Here is an 18,030-nt window from a genome sequence, read left to right as displayed (position 1 = left end):
CTATTTTTCCAGCCGTTTATCGAACCTGCTGAGCAACACCAACAAACGTGATTTAATAGCCGCCTTTCACGTTTCCGGGACAGGAAAACGGCGCAATCAACGCCTGCTCTCCACCCCCATTACCCTTGCGTACCAAGCACATAAGGCTGTCATGGACACGGGCTCACGACTCAAATTAGTACGCGAAAGCTACAAACTGTCCCAGCGCGAGCTGGCCCGGCGTAGCGGCGTCACCAATGCCACCATTTCCCTGATCGAACAGAATCGCGTCAGTCCTTCCGTCAGCTCGCTGAAAAAGCTGCTTGAAGGCATCCCCATGTCCCTGGCCGACTTCTTCACCTTCGATCAACCGCCGCGCGAGCATCAATACGTCTTCCGCGCCAACGAACAGCCTGATCTCGGCCGCCACGGCCTGCGCCTGTTGCTGATCGGCGCGTCCGTGCCGAGCCGGCAGATGCGTCTGTTGCGCGAACAATACGCGCCGGGTGCCAGTTCCGGGGAAGAGCCGATCGTGCATTCGGAAGGGGAAGAGTGCGGGCTCGTGACCCGTGGCACCGTCGAGCTGACGGTGGACGGGCAGATCAGCGTGCTCAATGCCGGTGATGGGTATTACTTTCCGACGACATTACCGCATCGGTTCCGCAATATCGGCCAGGATGAAGCGGAGATCATTAGCGCGAACACCCCGGCGAACTTCTGACGAGCCGGCCGAGGCGTCAATGCGCTGCATTACGCCTGGACAACGTGCTTGGGGCCCGCCAGGGCCCACATGATCAGTCCAATCAGCGGCACAAACACAATTACCACCATCCACACCCCCTTGTTGCTGGCTTTTCCTGCGCTTTTGCGCACCCGGTTGATCGCCCACAACTCAAGCACCAGAAGCACTGCTGCCAAAACGATCCATAGCGTTTCTATTTGCATGAGTCACCTCCTGATAGTCATTCACTTAGGTGGCTACGCAAACCCAGGGTTCATTTAATTTCCGGGGCTATTTGGTCTTCCAGTGACCGCCACCGGACTCGCAATCGATCCTGGCCTGATCAATGTGCTGCGCGTCGTAGTAATACGTGGTGACCTGGGCGCTGTCGGGGATGTTCAGCGACTTGCTGTTCTTGTCCTTGCTGGTGGAATGCGGGTTGGCCAGGGATTCCTGGGTCAGCGTGGCGACGCAGGAGGCTTGATAATGATCGGCACAGTGTTCGACTTTTTTCTTGGTGCTGGTGAGCATCTCCTTGCTCTCGTTACTGCAGGACCAATCGATGGCATTGACCGGCATGCCTTCGTATTCATAACAGCTGTGGGTCTCGACCGCGGGAACGGAAGGGCTTTGCGATCGCGTAAGCACGTCACAGCCTTCAGCAACGGCCAGGCCGGGAATGAGGCAGGCAATCAGAAGCAGAAGTCGACAGTTCATCGGGATTTCCTCTGCAATGGCACCTTTGCTCGATAGGGAAGCGGCGCCCATAGAGTTTCGAAAACGCGATGAGGTGCGGGGTTCCAATCATTTTTGGGGCCACGCTGTAGCCGGGCGCGTTGCAGGCATGACAAAGCACCGAGTCTGCGGTAATGCTGTTCACTTAAGCGTGGGTTGTATTTGAGAATTGGATTGGGGGGATATCCATTGCTGCGGTCACGGCCACCTATGGTTTCGCCCTTACGGCGACTCACTTTTCCAAACGCCGGAATGCCGGCCCAGCGAAAAGTAAGCAAAAGGCTTTGCCCCACCACTCGGTGCCTCGCTTAGGCTCGGCATGCCCTCTCTCCGGCATTGCTCCGTGGGTCGCCGCGATGGGCCGTCCCTGGCCCAGCGCGGCTAAACCGGCGTCCTGCCGGTTTCCCCACTGCGCAATGCCTGCGTTCGGCCATCGTGGTTAACGGGGTACCCAGATCAAAAACAAAAGCGAGGCGGCCTTAAAGCCGACCTGATCTTTGCCGATACTCCCAATCCCCTGTAGGAGCCAGCGGTGCGGCGATCCGACTTGCCGGCGAACCAGGCGCTGCGGTGTATCTGTTGTACTGCGTTATCGTTCTTCGCCGGCAAGCCTGGCTCCTACAGGGGGAACACGTACGGCTCCCGATCAGGTCGGCTGTCAGGCCGCCTCGCTTTGCTTTGGCTTTTGATTTTCTTGCCACATCGAGAGGCCGAGTGGAGGTTTTGCGCAGTGGGTAAACCGGCATGGATGCCGGTTTAGCCGCGCTGGGCCAAGGATGGCCCATCGCGGCGGGCCCTGTAGGAGCGAGCATGCTCGCGAAAAACCTGAGAGCTCCACGGGGTGTCAGGCTCCCCGCGTCATCGTTGACCTCCATCGCGAGCATGCTCGCTCCTACAGGCTCTTCCAAGTGACTCGCTGTAAGAGCGAAACCCTAGGTGGCCGTTACCGCAGCAACGGATATACACCCAATCTAAATTACGAGTCCGCGGGGCTTTGCCTTGCGGTTGGTGGTGCGATTAAACGTTGCTGGCCAGCTTCCCAACTGACAACCGACGCTTATAGGCACTGTCACGATTGGCCAGCCACCAGTACAACGGCGACGTAATCAGCAGGCCCACCAACCAGGACAAATCCGCCCCGTTGATGTGCTCGGAAATCGGTCCGACGTACAGCGGCGTGTTCATGAACGGAATCTGCACCAGGATGCCGATCGCGTAGGCCAGTAGCGCCTGCGGGTTGTAGCGCCCGTAGATGCCGCCATCGACCTGGAAGATCGAGTCGATGTCGTACTTGCCTTTGTGAATGGCGTAGAAGTCGATCAGGTTGATCGCCGTCCACGGCACCAGGACCACCAGCAGTACCAATACCATGTCGACGAAGTGGCCGATGAAGTCAGCGGAGGCACCGACGGCGGCAAAGCAGCAGGCAGCGAGCACAATCACCGAGAGCACGGCGCGGCTCTTGGCGGTGGGGATCCAGCGGTAGGCGAACGTTTGCACCAGGGTGATCAGCGACAGCACGGCGCCATAGAGGTTGAGGGCGTTGTGGCTGATGACGCTGAGCAGGAACAGCACCAGCATCAGTGGGCCGATGGAACCGGTGGCAAGCTTGACCGCGTCCATGGTGTCCATGCCGACAGGCGTGGCAAGTACGGCGACGGCGCCGAAGACGAACGAGAGGCTGGAACCGAGCACCGTGCCCAGGTACGTGGTCCAGAAGGTCGCCGCCACGGGCACGTTGGCCGGCAGGTAGCGCGAGTAGTCGGACACGTAGGGCGCGAAGGCGATCTGCCACAGCGCGGCCAGGGACACCGTCGCCAGCCAGCCGGAGATGTTGAAACTGCCGCGGGTGAGAAAGTCGTCCGTCTGCACGTGGGTCAGGATGTAGCCAAAGCCCAGCACGATGCCGATGCCCAGCACCCAGGTGCCGATACGGTTGAGCACGTGGATGAAGCGATAGCCGATGATGCCGATGATGCCCGAACCCAGGGCACCGATGACGATGCCCACGGGCACCGGGACGCTGTCGACCACGCCGTGCAGGGATTTGCCGGCCAGCACGATGTTGGATGCGAAGAAGCCGATGTACATGACGCCGGCGATCAGCACCACCAGCAGCGCCCCCAGGGAGCCGAACTGGGCGCGGCTCTGGATCATCTGCGGGATGCCCATCTGCGGGCCCTGGGCCGAGTGCAGCGCCATCAGCACGCCGCCGACCAGATGGCCAACGAGGATGGCGACGATGCCCCAGACCAGGTTCAGGTGAAACATCTGCACGCCGAGGGCGCCGGTGACGATGGGCAAGGGGGCGATGTTGCCACCGAACCACAGGGTGAACAGATCTCGCGTCTTGCCATGACGATCTTGCGGCGGCACGTAGCCGATCGTGTGTTTTTCGATGAGCGGGGCGCTCGTTGTTGCAGTGGTTACCATGATGAACTCCAAGGCAAAGTGAGTACGTGGACGTACTTCGGTGAGCGCCGCGCGAACGACGCTTTTCTTGTTGGAGCGATCATGTGCAATGGATCGGGATAGATAAATTAGTAAGTTTGTTGCTTCAAACCTTAAAAAATATATGCCGCGCTTGCGGTCGCCTCCGGTATGTTCAGCCTTGACCGCAGGTCAGCGCAAAACCCTTGTGGGCGCTGTCGATTCCTTGACCCTGATGTTGTGATTTCCGGAGATCCCCATGGCCGCTTACAACCTGCGCCAGCTCAGATATTTCGTCACCACGGCCGACTGCGGCAGCGTGGCGGAGGCCTCGCGCAAGCTCTATATCGCGCAGCCATCGGTGTCGACGGCGATCAAGCACCTGGAGGAAAGTTTTGGCGTGCAACTGTTCATCCGCCATCACGCCCAGGGGGTATCACTGACGCCGAGCGGCTCGCGGTTTTACCGCAAGGCCCAGGAGCTGCTGCGGGTCGCCCATGAGTTTGAGCAGAATGCCCTGGCGGACAATGACGTGGTGGCGGGACAGATCGACATCGGCTGTTTTGAAACCGTGGCACCGCTATACCTGCCGCGCCTGATCGCCGGTTTCAAGGCGCGCTGGCCAGGGGTGGAAATACGCATTCGCGACGGCGAGCAGCAAGAGCTGGTGCAGGCGCTGACTGCCGGCAGCATCGACATGGCCATGGTCTTCGAACACGACCTGGACAGCACGATCGAGACCGTGGCGCTGATGCCGCCCCAGCAACCCTACGCCTTGCTTCCCGCGGACCATCGCTTCGCGCAGCAGGCGAAAGTCTCGCTGCACGACCTGGTGCTGGAGCCGATGATCCTGCTGGACGTGGTGCCCAGCCGAACCTATTTCGTGAGCATCTTCGAAGAGCGAGGGCTGACGCCGAACATCGTCTTCAGTTCGCCTTCGATCGAGATGGTGCGCGGGATGGTAGGGCGGGGTTTCGGCTTTTCGATCCTGGTGACCAAACCGTTTTCCGAATACACCTATGACGGGCAACAAGTCGTGTGCGTGCCGCTGGCCGAAGCCGTGACCGGCTCCGGGTTGTCCGCGGCGTGGTTGCGCAGGGCGCAGCTGACCAAGCCGGTGCAGCTGTTCGTCGATTACTGTCAGGAAGAACTGGCCCGGCTCTATACCTGAGCCTCGGGCCAGCCATCAGTTGCTGATCGCCAACAGCATCCGTTGCAGCATGGCATCGCAGCCGTGCAGTTGTTCCAGGCTGACGAACTCATCGGGTTTATGGCCTTGCTCCATGCTGCCTGGGCCGCACACCACCGTCGGGATTCCCGCCGCATCGAACAGCCCGCCCTCGGTGCCGAACGCCACCGTGCCGAATTCGCGGGAGCCGGAAAATGCCGCGATCAATTCAGCGGCTTCGCTGCGGGCATCGGTGGCCAGGCCGGGGTACGCCGACAACTCACTGAAACGGATCTCGCTGTGCTCACTCACGGCGCGCATGCGCGGCAACAGCTGCTGCTCGGCATAAGCCTGCAGTTCCTGCGCCACCAGGCGCGGGTCGTGTGAGGGCAGGGCGCGAACTTCGAAGTCGAAGCGACAGTCGGCCGGGACGATGTTCAAGGCCTTGCCGCCGCCAATCACGCCGGTCTGCACGGTGGAGAACGGCGGATCGAAACGCGCGTCATGCTGCTCGGGTGCCTTGAGCCGATGGCCGATACGCCCCAGTTCACCGATCAGCTCGGCAGCGTATTCGATGGCATTGACCCCGAGCGGGGCGTAGGCCGAATGGCAGGCGTGACCGTGGATGTCACAGCGCATCGCCAGCTTGCCCTTGTGGCCCAGCACTGGTTTGAGTTCGGTGGGTTCGCCAATGATGCACAGCATCGGTTTGACCGGGCGTTGCTCCAGGGCCTTGAGCAGGGAGCGCACGCCCAGGCAGCCTACTTCCTCATCGTAGGACAGGGCGATATGCACCGGCAGTCGCAACGAGGCCTGCACCAGCGCTGGCACCAGGGTGAGCACGCAGGCGATGTAGCCCTTCATGTCCGCCGTACCGCGACCATACAGCTTGCCCTCGCGTTCGGTGAGCTGGAATGGCGCGACGGTCCACGGCTGGCCGTCGACGGGGACCACGTCGGTGTGCCCCGAGAGCACGATGCCCGGCCGGTCCGCCGGGCCGATCGTGGCGAACAGATTGGCCTTGCTGCGCTCCTGGTTGTAGATCAGTTGGCACGGCACATCGAAGCCTTCGAGGTAGTCGCGGACAAACTCGATCAGCTGCAGGTTGGATTCGCGGCTGGTGGTGTCGAACGCCACCAGGGTTTCGAGCAGATTGCGACTGGCGCTCATCGATCGTCTCCGGCGACGCCGTAGCCAGGGGACTTGTCGGGCGCCAGGGCGCGGTCTATGTAGTCCTGAACTTGCGGGCGGTAGGCGTGCCAGAGCTTTTGCAGCTGGCCAATCGGGTCTTCATCGGCCCAGTCGACACGCAGGTTGATGATCGGCCAGGTCAGCTCCCCAACCACCAGCACCGCGGCCGAATGCACCGGCCCGGCTTCGCCACCGGCCGCCACGCCACCTTGCATCGCCGCCAGCAAACGATCGGCCAGTTGGCCTTCGGCCTGTTCGAAGGCGCTGACCATGGCCTCGATCACCCCGGGGGCTGCGAGCATATTGCCGGCCGCCACGCATTGCTCGCCGGACACAGCGTTGTGGTTACCCAGGGTTTGCGCGCCGCTGAAATGCGCAGTGCGTCCGAGGTGGTCAATGGCGGTGATCTGCCGGTACTGGCTGTAGCCGTTGCGGGTCAGCACCTTGTCCAGGGCCTCGGCAGGTGCGAGGCCTTGCTCCATCAGGGCGAGGGTTTCCGGGCCAAGGGAGGGCAGGGTGATGTTTTGCGTGGAGACGGCGCCCACACCGGGCAACAGCCAGGGGCAGCGGGCGCCGACGGCGATGCTCGAGGAGCTGATGGCGATGCCGAACTGGCCGGTTTCGGGGCAGCGGGCGGCGATGGAAAAGGTCATGGCTCTGCTCCTTATTCGGGGATCACCGCAATCACATCGATCTCCATCAGCCACTGCGGCTGACCCAATGCCGTCACCACCAGCCCGGTGGAAATCGGGAACACGCCTTTGAGCCACTTGCCCACTTCCTGATACACCGGTTCGCGGTAGCGCGGGTCGATCAGATAGGTGGTGGTCTTGACGATGTGGCTCAGGTCGCTGCCGGCTTCTTCCAGCAGTTGTTTGACGTTGCGCATGGCTTGCTCGGTTTGTGCCTGCGGATCGCCGAGGCCAACGAGGTTGCCGTCAAAATCGGTGCCGACCTGGCCGCGCACATACACGGTGTTGCCGGCGCGGACGGCCTGGCACAGGTCATTGTCCAGGCTCTGGTTCGGGTAGGTTTCCTTGGTGTTGAACATGCGGATGCGGGTATGGGTTGGCGTAGTCATTTGAAACTCCTGGAATAGGGTGGACGGCGCGGTTCCCGCGCCGTGCGGATATCAAGCGCTGACGGTGGTCTGGTGAGCGGCCGGGGTTGTTTCGGCCTCGCGTTGGTCAGCATCGCGGTACTCGAGGTAGGTCCGCTGGATGGCAATGTGATCGGCCACATACTTGGCGTCGTGCCACACGCCCCAGATGAACGACGAGCCACGGCGGGACTGCCAGGGCAGGCCGAGGAAATACACGCCAGCCTCGCTGGACACGCCGCGCTGATGCTGCGGCTTGCCGTTGTCGTCGAAGGCGTCGACCTTCAGCCAGCTGTAGTCCACGGCAAAACCGGTGGCCCAGATAATCGACGTCACGCCGGCCTTGGCCAGGTCAAGCTCGAGGAGCGGGTTGGTGACACAGTCCGGGTCCGGGAAGGTATGGCGCGCTTCGGGTTCTTCCGGCAGGTCCAGGCCATTGCGTTCGATGTAGGCATCGGCGGCATCGAGCAGGGCCAGGTAGTTTTCATCGCCCCGGGCCAGGTTGTCCGCCAGGTTCGGCTGGAAGGTTGCCACGCTGCCATTGAACGATTGGGTCAGGCCCACCAGCACCATGCCGGCATGCGCCAGGCCACGGAAATCTACGGTGCGGCCACCTTGGGCGCCACTGACGGCGATGGTCACGTGTTCGCGGCCGGGTTTCATCGCGGCCTGGTCCCATTCGCCCAGCACGCCCAGCCACCAGCAGAAATCACGGTTGCGATAGGCGCGGGGCGGGCGATCGTGGGCGCCCACCGAGAGGTAGACCTGCTTGCCGGAGCGTTGCAGTTCATCGGCGATCTGCACGCCCGACGAGCCGGCGCCCACCACCAGCACAGCGCCCTCGGGCAATTGCCCTGGATTGCGGTAGTCGGCGGAATGGATCTGCAGCAATTGTGCATCTTTCGGGGCGATCGGCGGGATCACCGGCCGCTGGAAGGGCCCCGTGGCAGCCACCACGCGGCTGGCCTCGATCACGCCTTGGGAGGTCTCGATGGTGAAGCCCGGGCGACCGACGTTGCGTTCGACCTTCTTCACCTCCACGCCGGTGCGGATCGGCGCCTTGAACTTGCGGGCATAGGCTTCGAAGTAATCGGCCACGCGCTCCTTGGGGGCAAAACCATCGGGGCTGATATCGTCGAATTCCAGGCCTGGAAAACGGTCGTGCCAGGCCGGACCATTGGCCACCAACGAATCCCAGCGGCCGGTGCGCCAGCGTTCGGCGATACGGTTGCGCTCCAGCACCAGGTGCGGCACGCCGAGCTTGCTCAGGTGTTCACTCATGGCTACGCCGGCCTGGCCAGCACCGACAATCAAGGTATCTATTATTGTTTTTTCAATGGTCATCTCTTTGCCCTTCGAAGTTGGATAAAGGTCTGTGTCGACCTGCCATTTCTTGGGCTCAAGACTAGGGATCAGCCTGATATCGGTAAAATATTATTAAGCTGGCATTTGAGTATAAATAACTGATGCAGAGCGTTTGGGCGGCGGATTGAAGGGGAGACGGGATTGAACGTTCGTCGGCCGGCACCCTGTAATCACTGCCCATTCCATTACGGCTGCTAAGCTTCGACCTTGCCACGCCCTGGCCTGCCTTTAGCCGGTCTCAAGCGTGGTCAGGGAGTAGGACTCCCGTACCCACAACCCCTTCATGGGAAGTGGCAAGCGATTGTCGGCAACCTGCACGGAGGCAGGCAATGGTGATCAAACACACAGGTCCTGCAAGTGCCCAGGGTACTGCCGAGCTGCTCGATCCTGAAGAGATGGAGCGGGTACTGGCGTTGCTGCTGGCCAGTCCGTTGTTCGCCAAGTCCCGGCGCATGGGCAGTCTGCTGCGCTTTCTGGTCGAGCACGACCTGCAATCGGCCAATGTCCCCCTGACCGAGCACGCCATTGGCCTCGCCGTATTTCGTCGCGATCCGGCGGTGTATTGCACCGGCGACGATCCGGTGGTGCGGGTGCAGGTCGGGCGGCTGCGCCGCAAGCTCGCCAGCCATTACGCCACGGTGGGGCAACAGGAAACGGTGCGGCTGAGCATTCCGCCCGGTTGTTATCGCCTGGCTTATCAGCGGCTACGGCCCAACGCAGGCGCCACGCGCCATCCTGTCTTGCAGATCCAGCCGTTTACCTGCATTACCCGTGAGGGCGATGACTTTACCCGCGGCTTGTGCGAGGAGCTCAGTTGTCGACTGTTCGAGTCGTTCGAGCAGGCACAGACTGGTGGCAGCCACGTGTTGATCAGGATGCCGCGCAGCAGTGTGAAAACACCGGATGCCCGGCGTGGCGGCCGTTTCTGCTATTGCCTGGAGGGCAGCGTGCGGGTCGAACCGGCGCGGGTCCGCGCGTCGCTGCGGTTGGTGGATGTGGCGCAAGGGCGAATTCGCTGGTCGGCGCAGTTCGATCACAATCAGCCCTATGGCATCGCTACCCAAGAGGACTTGGCAGCCTCTATCTGCCTGTCGTTGACGGGGTATTTTGCACGAGGAGCGTTCGACGAGTAGTGGGGCAACCGCGAGGTTGCCCCGCTGCGCCCGTCAAACGGTTTTCCATTGACCGCCTTCGTAAAGGCGACCTGCGGTGTTATCGAACGTCAGGTCGATTTCGATCGCCTTGGAGCGTGAGGAACTGAACATGGTACTGGTCTGCACATTCTGTTCGAACCACACGAGGATGGTTTCCACGGGGGTCAGTACGGTGTTGCCGGTGACCACCTGATTGACTGCCACGTAGATTGGTGTGCTGACCTGGTTGCCATCGATGCCGGTGGACAACTGGTTGATCCCCGGATGGATCGGCGCGAAGTTGTTGACGAACGTCATGGAAACCTCAGGACCACCCGTTACTGCCGGGCTCAGCAGGCCGTGCTCATCGAGTGTCGAGGTTTGCCCCAAACCGATATTGACGATATTAGTCGAGACTTTGACTTGTACGTTTTCCTTGAACACGTTGGAGGCGAACAGCTGATACAGCGGCGTCCAGCTGAATTCGTTGTTGCTGAGGTAAGCACTGTAGGACTGCCAGACCACGTTGTAGTCGGCAGTACCGACTTTCTTGGCAAAGCACAGCTTGTAGCCGGACTTCTTCAGCAGGGTCAGGTCGCCGGGGGCGATTTCGATGCTGACGGTTTTTTGCGAAGCCGCCAGGGCGGACCTCAAGACCCGGCTGTAATCGGTGGATTTCAGCGCAGTGGTAGCACCCATGATCGACTTGACGGCTTCTTGCACATCGTTGTGAAGCTGCTGGCTTTGTTGGCTGACAGCGATTGATTTGCTCATGGTTTTCCTCTTCCTTGGTGGTGTGTTGGGCAGTCGATGGGCCGTGAGCGGTCAAGCCGGTCGGTCCATTGAGGGTTTCAATCTAGGCGCAAGGGGCAGGGGGCCCAAGTGTCTTGGCGTTACAGGCGGGTATCTGGGTTGTATCAATGGCGCAAACAGCGGGGCGGCCAACAGGCCGCCCCGCCGTGGTTTCAGGCAGCCCGGGCGTCGGCCCAGACGAAGTTCCAGCTGGTGCGTTTGCCTTGGGCAATCTCGATCAGCTTGTTCTCATACACCGTGTGATTGACCACGCCGGTGTAGGTCAGGGTCCGGGCGGCGTTGGTTCCACTAACCTCGCCCGGTACGCCGCCCGACTCGATCATGGCCTTTTTCATCTCGGCTTCCGATGGCGCGCTGCTCTGGTTTTTTTCCACTTTGACGAAACTCATGATTTCACCTCTTCCGTGATGGGATCGGCGCTGAACGGGGCTCTGAGGTCCCGGCAGGACGCCGAAGGCCCTACTTTATTGAGCTGTCGCACGGTGCAGAAGTGACAACAGCGGCGGCGAGGTAACACGCAAGAAACAGAGCATTCGGAGTGATGTATCCGAGACGTGTCGTTACCTCGAATTTCTCTTATGGCAACGAGCTCCCTTTGTAGGCAGTTTCCGTATTTAAGTGCGAAATTTCCCAAAGTGCATTGGGGGGATGGAATGTAGAAGTAGGATAGTTCACTGTTGTTGTAGGAGAGCAAAAAGATTCTTGTACGTAGATTTATATTGAAATGAAGTTTACAAATTGTGGCAGCAACTTTTCTGTCTGGCTGTCTAGAATTGTCGAACCCGGTCCTTGCAAGTTTGTTGTCAAGGCAGTGGCTATCACGAAAAAAAACGGGAGGGGTTATGGCTTCAAGCAGTTTCCAGAATGAAGTGCCAAAGGCACGGGTCAATATAAAACTCGACCTGCATACCGGCGGTGCGCAGAAGAAAGTCGAATTACCACTGAAGCTGATGGTCATGGGGGACTACAGTAACGGCAAGGAGCAGCGTCCATTATCAGCTCGAAGCAAAGTTTCAATCAACAAAAACAACTTCGATAGCGTATTGGCGGAGTTTTCTCCGGTCTTGAAAGTGGCCGTGGAAAATACCCTGGTCGATGACGCTGGCGACGCCTCGGTCGAGCTGACTTTCCAGCGCATGAAGGACTTCGAACCGGAGCAGGTGGCGCGGCAAATCCCGCACCTGCGTGCTCTTTTGGCCATGCGCAACCTCCTGCGCGACCTCAAGTCGAACCTACTGGACAACGCCACCTTTCGTCATGAGCTGGAACGCATCCTCAAGGATGATGCGCTCACTGACGAACTGCGCGCCGAGTTGGCCGCTTTGGTACCGGAAGAAAATCGTTAATCCACTTCGGTTCGTTTAAAGGGAAGTTACCTTAATGTCCATCGAAAGTTCTAACGTGCAATCGCGCGGCGCTACAGTGTTGTCCGAAGAAAAAGGCGTATATGGCGCGCTGTTTGGCAAGATCAATCTCAATCCGATCGAAATCCTAAGTAGTATCGAAGTATTTCAAAATACCGAGGCACTCTCCGAAGTATCTGCCGATGAGCGAGTAACCGCGGCAGTCAGTGTATTTCTGAAACTGCTTGGGCAGTCTTCGCAGAAATTCGAACGCCTGGATAAAGTCCTGCTCGATGAACACATCGCAGCCCTGGATGCGCAAATCAGCCGGCAACTCGATGCCGTGATGCACCACCCCGATTTCCAGCGAGTGGAGTCAACCTGGCGCGGGGTCAAGTCGCTGATCGACCAGACCGACTTTCGCCAGAACGTGCGCATCGAATTGCTGGATATCAGCAAGGAACATCTGGTTCAGGATTTCGACGATGCACCGGAAATCGCTCAAAGCGGCCTGTACGTGCACACCTATACCCAGGAGTACGACACGCCGGGCGGGGAGCCCATTGCCGCCGCGATCTCCAACTACGAGTTCGATCGCAGGCCGCAGGATATCGCCCTGCTGCGCAACATTTCCAAAGTCGCGGCCGCCGCGCACATGCCGTTCATCGGCACGGTCGGCCCGGCCTTCTTCGGCAAGCGCTCGATGGAAGAAGTGGCCGCCATCAAGGACATCGGCAACTATTTTGACCGTGCCGAATACCTGAAATGGAAGGCGTTCCGCGACAGTGACGACGCCCGTTACATCGGCCTGGTCATGCCTCGTGTCCTGGGGCGCCTGCCTTATGGACCGGACACCGTCCCGGTGCGCAGCTTCAACTACGTCGAGAGCGTCAAGGGTCCCGACCACGACAAGTACCTGTGGACCAGCGCCTCGTTCGCCTTTGCCGCCAACATGGTCAAGAGCTTCATTGCCAATGGCTGGTGCGTGCAGATCCGCGGACCGCAGTCGGGTGGCGCAGTCACCGAATTGCCGATCCACCTCTACGATCTGGGCACCGGCAACCAGGTGAAGATTCCTTCGGAAGTCATGATCCCGGAGACCCGCGAATTCGAATTCGCCGATCTCGGTTTCATCCCGCTGTCGTATTACAAGAACCGCGACTACGCGTGCTTCTTCTCGGCCAACTCGACCCAGAAAGCGGCCCTGTATGACACGGCCGATGCGACCGCCAACAGCCGGATCAATTCGCGCCTGCCTTACATTTTCCTGCTGTCGCGAATCGCGCATTACCTGAAGCTGATCCAGCGCGAAAACATCGGCACCACCAAGGACCGGCGTTTGCTGGAACTGGAGTTGAACAAGTGGATCGGCGGGCTGGTGACCGAAATGACTGATCCGGGCGACGATCTGCAGGCCTCGCATCCGCTGCGTGACGCCAAGGTGACCGTGGAAGACATCGAGGACAATCCGGGCTTCTTCCGGGTCAAGCTGTATGCCGTGCCGCACTTCCAGGTGGAAGGCATGGACGTCAATTTGTCGCTGGTGTCGCAGATGCCCAAGCTCAAGGCTGACGGCGGTCGCGGAGAATCCAGGTCTTGAAAATCGACCGTCCCGTATGGTCTGCGGGGGCACTGCTGTGCCCCCAGCAGTTCCAGCAACAGGCACGCTGGGAAGCCTGGTCCAACGAACGTCTGGCGCATTTGTCACTGGTGCATCCCTGGGGTGTCCAGGCGGTGGCGTTTGACCTGGAGGCCCTGCGCCTGGGCAAGCTCAAAGCCACCCGATTGTGCCTGCGCATGCCTGACGGCACCTTGGTCGATAGCGATCTGGTGGATCGTTTGCCTTCTGCCCTGGAATTGACCCACCTGCTTTCCAGTGAAGTGCAGGACGCTACGGTGCTTTTGGCCCTGCCGCTGGAACAGGCCAATGGCAACAACTGCCTGCTCGATACCACCAAAGTCGAGCGACCGACACGCTATCGCCAGGACTGGCGCAACGTGCAGGATTTGTATGATGGCGAGGCGCAACAGGTCGGCGTGCTCGAACACGTGCTGAGCCTGCGTTTTGCTCACGACGACAACGCGGATTACCTGACCTGCCCGATCACGCGCCTGATGCGGGACGGGCAGGGTGCATGGGGTCTTGATAGCGCTTATGTGCCGCCACTGCTCGACTTCGCGGCTCACCCGGGATTGCTGGTTCAGCTGGATAATCTGCTGACCCAGTTGTCCGCCAAGCGTCAACGGCTGATGGGTATGCGTCGTGAAAGTAACCAGCGCATGGCCGATTTTGCCGTGGCCGATGTGTCGCTGTTCTGGCTGCTCAATGCCTTGAACACCTACCAGCCGATTCTGGTTGATCTCAAGACCCATCCGGCACGACATCCCGAGCAGGTGTATCGGGAACTGGCCAAGTTGGCCGGCGGCCTGCTGACCTTTTCCCTGGAACACGATATCGAGCAGATTCCGCCTTACCGGCATGGGCATCTGGAAAGCGTTTTTCCCCCACTGTTGCGGCTGATTTCCACCTTGCTGGAGGCCAGCCTGCCTTCGCGTGTCATCGCCCTGGCGCTGGAGGAGAACGGCGCCAACCGCTGGAAGGTCAGCCTCAATGATCCACGCCTGTGCGAGCGTGAAGGCGCTGATTTTTATCTGTCAGTGCGTTGCCGCTTGCCGGCAGCACAGGTGCAGAGCCAGTTCCCGCGCTTGTGCAAGATCGGCACACCGGATGATGTCGATCACCTGATCAACGCCGCGCTCGACGGTGTGCCGTTGCAGTCGCTCAGCCATGTACCGGCAGCCATTCCGCTGCGACTGGAGAACCAGTATTTCGCCCTGGATCTCGACCATGCCAAGGGGCAGGCGGTGCTGGCGGCAGGGGTCTGCGCCTTCTACGTCCCGAGCACGCTGGCCGAGGTAAAACTTGAACTGTTTGCGGTGTTGCGCACATGAACCGGAAAGCCTCAAGAAAACCGACCGCACTGGCGGTGGATATCGACGCGTTGCTGCAGGACAGCTACTTGCTGGTGGTGGAACTGCGCCAGGGGGCATCGACGCAGGACGGCCCGACGCTGTGGGACCTTTGCGTAAAGCAGGTCGAACATGTTCGCCAGATGCTCGAGCACGCCGGCTTGAGCCCGCGCAGCATCGATCACATCAGCCATGCTCAGTGCGCCTTGCTCGATGAAACTGTACTCGGCTGTGGCAATGCACAGGCTCGCGATGCCTGGACGAACGAGCCTTTGCAAGCGAAGTTTTTCAGTCGGCACCAGGCGGGCGAGTTCCTGTATGAAGACATGCGCGAAGTCTTGCGCGAGCCCGTGCCTGATCCTCTGGTTCTGACGACGTTCCATCGGGTGCTGATGCTGGGCTTCCAGGGGCGCTACCGCGATGCCGACGATCCTGAGCGCGAACAGTTGCTGAGCGCATTCCATTCGCAGGTCGCACCTTTGGCACTCAGCCAGACGCTGGCGACAAAAGTGAAGATCGGACAGGGACCGCGCATTCGGCTGTGGCCGCGATCGCCACTGGCTCATTGTCTGCTGGTGGTTTTGCTTTTCGTCGGTCTGTGGTGGGGGCTTGACCAACTGTTGGCCAATCTCCTCAACTCGGTTTTGCCCGGTGAGGCCTGAGGTGAGGCCGATGACGCTGGCGCAGATGCGCGGTCTCTGGTTGTGGGCGGGCGCGCTGTCACTGGCGTTGCTGATTGTCGTGCCATTGGCCTGGGGCCTGCGGGCAATGGCTGCCCTGGCCGTGGTGTGCGTCATGGTCGTGGCCTGGAACCGGATCGGGCGCCGTGCAACGTCAATGTGCGCATCATTGACCCTGACCGAGAATGCATCGCTGCCCCCGGCAGCCTACCGTCAACCAGTGGTGCTGGTCTGTGGCGATGGCCTGATGGAGTTGTTCGGCGATACGCCCGTGGAGCAACTGGCATTGCGCACAACCCGCCAGGGTTGCTACGTGCGGGTACCCGAGCTTGAGCAGCTGCCTGCTTTCACCGCCAGCCTGATGACGCTGCGCCCTGAGTGGAGTGGGCAGCTCAGCGTCATGTTCATCGTCAACCCGGCCGAACAGCTCGACTGCGCCGTGCTGGCGGGGCAGGCGCGCGCTCTGCGCTATCAGGTCGATATCGTTCGAAAGGGCGGCGTTGCGCTGCCGCTACTGTTGACGAGTTACCTGCAAGCCTCGGCCGCAGAAGGCCCATGGTTCAGTTGGGAGGCCGGGGAGGATAGCCCCAAGGTGCGCGAGGCCGGAGCCTGCACCAGCATGGCCGACTGGCAAAGGCACCCTTCAGACAGCGCAACGCGCGCTGCCCGGATGCACACCAGTGTAAAGCTGAACAGTGTGGTGGCGTGGCTCGATCATGCGGTATTGCCCCACTTGGCACCCCGTGATGTCCGCGATCCCGACGGTCCGCCGAAGGTCTGTGCCGTCACCTTCGTACCGGCGCTCGCGCAATCAGTGACGGGCAACCTTTGGCAACAATGGCTGCACAACAAGGTTGCACTTCTTGACGCAAGGCAAGCGGAACCAGGGCAGGGCGCGTCCATGCCTTTCCCCGATCCCTTGCTGGCGCTGCTGCCTACCCAGACTCAACGCGCTCCATTGCGCCGTGCGAGCGTCATCGCCTTGTGGTTGTTCGCCGTTGCCGGGACAACAGCCCTGGTCAGCTCGGCCTGGCAGAACACCCTGCTGGTCCGCCAGGTCAGTGACGACCTGCGTCGTTACAGCGCCATCCCCGTATCGGGGCAACCCGAGCGGCCTGAATTCATCTTGCGCGAGCAGGCGCTCGCGGTGCTGCGCGAGGATGCCCTGCGCCTGGACAGCTACTACCGACACGGCGCTCCCCTGTCGCTGGGACTGGGCCTTTATCGAGGCGAGCGATTGCGCATCAGGCTGCAGTCGACGATTGCCGGTCACCGTCATCCCTCGCTGGCTCCAAGACGTGTGGGCAATCCAAAGCCGGTGCGCCTGAACAGTCTGTCGCTGTTCAGTACGGGCAGCGCCCGGCTCAAGCCCGGCTCGGCCAAGGTCCTGATCAACGCCCTGGTCGACATCAAGGCCCAGCCTGGCTGGCTCATCGTGATCAGCGGCCATACCGATGCCACTGGCAGCACCGAGCAAAACCTGCAGTTGTCCCGGGCCCGGGCGGCCGCCGTGCACGACTGGATGCAGCACATGGGCGGCATCCCAGGCAGTTGCTTTGCAGTGCAGGGTTTCGGTGCCAGCCAGCCCATCGCCAGTAATGACACCGAGGCCGGGCGTAGCGCCAATCGCCGAGTCGATATTCGTCTGGTGCCGGAGCCGGGAGCCTGCGTGTTCCCGACTACGGGACCGGACTTGCAACCCCCTGTCGCATAACGCGGCATTCATGTTCTGAGAGAAGGAGCTTCACATGGCAATTCCCGTTCACCTGTGGCTGAAAAGTGACGGCGGCGCAAACATCAAGGGTTCAGTGGACGTTAAAGGGCGCGAGGGCAGCATCGAGGTGCTGGCCCTGAATCATAGCGTGTCCATCCCAAGTGATGACAACACGGGCAAATTGACAGGCACCCGGATTCACGATCCGTTTGTATTCACCAAGGAGGTTGATGCTTCCACTGTCTACCTGTTTAAAGCCGTAACACAGGGACAGACTCTGATGAGCGCCGAGTTCAAGTGGTATCGCATCAACGAAGCAGGCCAGGAGGTGGTGAATTACACCGCGTTGCTTGAGAACGTCAAGGTGGTGAACGTCGAGTCGAAAATGCACGACATCAAGGATCCGTCCAAGGAAAAGCACAATCACCTGGAGGAAATTGAATTGCGCTACGAGAAGATCACTTGGAATTTCATGGAGGGCAACCTCAGCCACTCCGATTCCTGGGACGACCGCGGTGAAACGAATGCAGCCCCCGCAGCATGACAAACAGCTGAACAGCTGAACACCTGAGCACCCGCATGCGTCGATGCCGGCGGGTTTCGGCGTGTCGTGCTGAGCGCCTGAACGCGGGCGCTCAGCCAGCCCCTGGAGCTCCAGGCTCATCGCGGGCTGCTGGATTACAAGCCTT

General features: G+C 60.5%; 18 protein-coding genes. 9 read left to right on the top strand and 9 right to left on the bottom strand.

Annotated features, from left to right (window positions below; translation table 11 throughout):
* Window positions 1–151 precede the first annotated feature (151 nt).
* A complete protein-coding gene (locus tag ACA054_RS18640; RefSeq protein WP_028623608.1) occupies window positions 152–700 on the top strand; it encodes a cupin domain-containing protein in 549 nt (182 codons plus the stop codon).
* 29 nt (window positions 701–729) lie between these two features.
* Here the strand turns inward: ACA054_RS18640 and ACA054_RS18635 are convergent, their stop codons facing one another.
* The 3 genes from ACA054_RS18635 to ACA054_RS18625 form a co-directional block, all read right to left on the bottom strand.
* Window positions 730–924, bottom strand: coding sequence for a PLDc N-terminal domain-containing protein (locus ACA054_RS18635; protein ID WP_497685569.1), 195 nt, complete (start codon window positions 922–924; stop codon window positions 730–732).
* A gap of 67 nt (window positions 925–991) precedes the next feature.
* Window positions 992–1,417 (bottom strand): hypothetical protein, encoded by a 426-nt coding sequence (locus ACA054_RS18630; RefSeq protein ID WP_497685568.1) that lies wholly within the window; start codon window positions 1,415–1,417, stop codon window positions 992–994.
* Window positions 1,418–2,452: 1,035 nt separating this feature from the next.
* On the bottom strand, window positions 2,453–3,868 hold the full coding sequence (locus ACA054_RS18625) for a purine-cytosine permease family protein (protein WP_497685567.1): 1,416 nt from the start codon (window positions 3,866–3,868) through the stop codon (window positions 2,453–2,455).
* Between the two features lie 256 nt (window positions 3,869–4,124).
* Between ACA054_RS18625 and ACA054_RS18620 the strand changes: the two genes are divergently transcribed.
* A complete protein-coding gene (locus ACA054_RS18620) occupies window positions 4,125–5,036 on the top strand; it encodes a LysR substrate-binding domain-containing protein (protein ID WP_497685566.1) in 912 nt (303 codons plus the stop codon).
* Between the two features lie 15 nt (window positions 5,037–5,051).
* Here the strand turns inward: ACA054_RS18620 and argE are convergent, their stop codons facing one another.
* Genes argE through ACA054_RS18600 form a run of 4 tightly spaced genes read right to left on the bottom strand, consistent with a single transcriptional unit; the run spans window position 5,052 to window position 8,667 of the window.
* Window positions 5,052–6,203 carry an acetylornithine deacetylase gene (gene argE, locus ACA054_RS18615; RefSeq protein ID WP_497685565.1) on the bottom strand — a complete coding sequence of 384 codons (1,152 nt, stop codon included), beginning with the start codon at window positions 6,201–6,203 and terminating at the stop codon, window positions 5,052–5,054.
* Window positions 6,200–6,877 (bottom strand): DUF1028 domain-containing protein, encoded by a 678-nt coding sequence (locus ACA054_RS18610; protein WP_497685564.1) that lies wholly within the window; start codon window positions 6,875–6,877, stop codon window positions 6,200–6,202. Before ACA054_RS18610 ends, argE begins: the two co-directional genes overlap by 4 nt.
* Window positions 6,878–6,888: 11 nt before the next feature.
* The gene (locus ACA054_RS18605; RefSeq protein WP_497685563.1) at window positions 6,889–7,305 is read right to left on the bottom strand and encodes a RidA family protein; all 417 of its coding nucleotides are present in this window, start codon (window positions 7,303–7,305) and stop codon (window positions 6,889–6,891) included.
* Window positions 7,306–7,356: 51 nt separating this feature from the next.
* A complete protein-coding gene (locus ACA054_RS18600) occupies window positions 7,357–8,667 on the bottom strand; it encodes a flavin-containing monooxygenase (RefSeq protein ID WP_497685562.1) in 1,311 nt (436 codons plus the stop codon).
* Window positions 8,668–9,017: 350 nt separating this feature from the next.
* Here ACA054_RS18600 and ACA054_RS18595 point away from each other — a divergent pair, with 350 nt between their 5' ends.
* The gene (locus ACA054_RS18595) at window positions 9,018–9,821 is read left to right on the top strand and encodes a hypothetical protein (protein WP_497685561.1); all 804 of its coding nucleotides are present in this window, start codon (window positions 9,018–9,020) and stop codon (window positions 9,819–9,821) included.
* A 33-nt stretch (window positions 9,822–9,854) separates the two neighbouring features.
* Here ACA054_RS18595 and ACA054_RS18590 read toward each other — a convergent pair whose 3' ends face one another.
* Together ACA054_RS18590 and ACA054_RS18585 are read right to left on the bottom strand one after the other, a co-directional pair.
* Entirely contained in the window at window positions 9,855–10,595 is a 741-nt protein-coding gene (locus ACA054_RS18590) for a hypothetical protein (protein ID WP_497685560.1), read from the bottom strand.
* A gap of 191 nt (window positions 10,596–10,786) precedes the next feature.
* Window positions 10,787–11,023 (bottom strand): hypothetical protein, encoded by a 237-nt coding sequence (locus ACA054_RS18585; RefSeq protein ID WP_497685559.1) that lies wholly within the window; start codon window positions 11,021–11,023, stop codon window positions 10,787–10,789.
* 453 nt (window positions 11,024–11,476) lie between these two features.
* Between ACA054_RS18585 and tssB the strand changes: the two genes are divergently transcribed.
* From tssB to ACA054_RS18555, 6 genes are read left to right on the top strand one after another with little or no spacing between them, the layout of a single operon-like run.
* A complete protein-coding gene (gene tssB, locus ACA054_RS18580) occupies window positions 11,477–11,980 on the top strand; it encodes a type VI secretion system contractile sheath small subunit (RefSeq protein ID WP_497685558.1) in 504 nt (167 codons plus the stop codon).
* Window positions 11,981–12,014: 34 nt separating this feature from the next.
* Window positions 12,015–13,577, top strand: coding sequence for a type VI secretion system contractile sheath large subunit (gene tssC, locus ACA054_RS18575; protein ID WP_497685557.1), 1,563 nt, complete (start codon window positions 12,015–12,017; stop codon window positions 13,575–13,577).
* Window positions 13,574–14,929 carry a type VI secretion system baseplate subunit TssK gene (tssK, locus tag ACA054_RS18570; protein ID WP_497685556.1) on the top strand — a complete coding sequence of 452 codons (1,356 nt, stop codon included), beginning with the start codon at window positions 13,574–13,576 and terminating at the stop codon, window positions 14,927–14,929. Before tssC ends, tssK begins: the two co-directional genes overlap by 4 nt.
* Window positions 14,926–15,609 carry a type VI secretion system protein TssL, short form gene (gene tssL, locus ACA054_RS18565; protein ID WP_497685555.1) on the top strand — a complete coding sequence of 228 codons (684 nt, stop codon included), beginning with the start codon at window positions 14,926–14,928 and terminating at the stop codon, window positions 15,607–15,609. The genes tssK and tssL overlap by 4 nt, the downstream gene beginning before the upstream one ends.
* A 10-nt stretch (window positions 15,610–15,619) precedes the next feature.
* Window positions 15,620–17,341: an OmpA family protein gene (locus ACA054_RS18560; protein WP_497685554.1), complete on the top strand. Its 1,722-nt coding sequence runs from the start codon at window positions 15,620–15,622 to the stop codon at window positions 17,339–17,341.
* 34 nt (window positions 17,342–17,375) lie between these two features.
* Complete coding sequence (locus tag ACA054_RS18555) at window positions 17,376–17,885, top strand: Hcp family type VI secretion system effector (protein WP_497685553.1); 510 nt, start codon at window positions 17,376–17,378, stop codon at window positions 17,883–17,885.
* The last annotated feature ends 145 nt before the right edge of the window (window positions 17,886–18,030 follow it).

Source organism: Pseudomonas sp. LBUM1653 (genome assembly GCF_059716115.1).
Note: the sequence above shows the minus strand (reverse complement) of the source record. Positions and strands in the feature narration are given on the sequence as shown.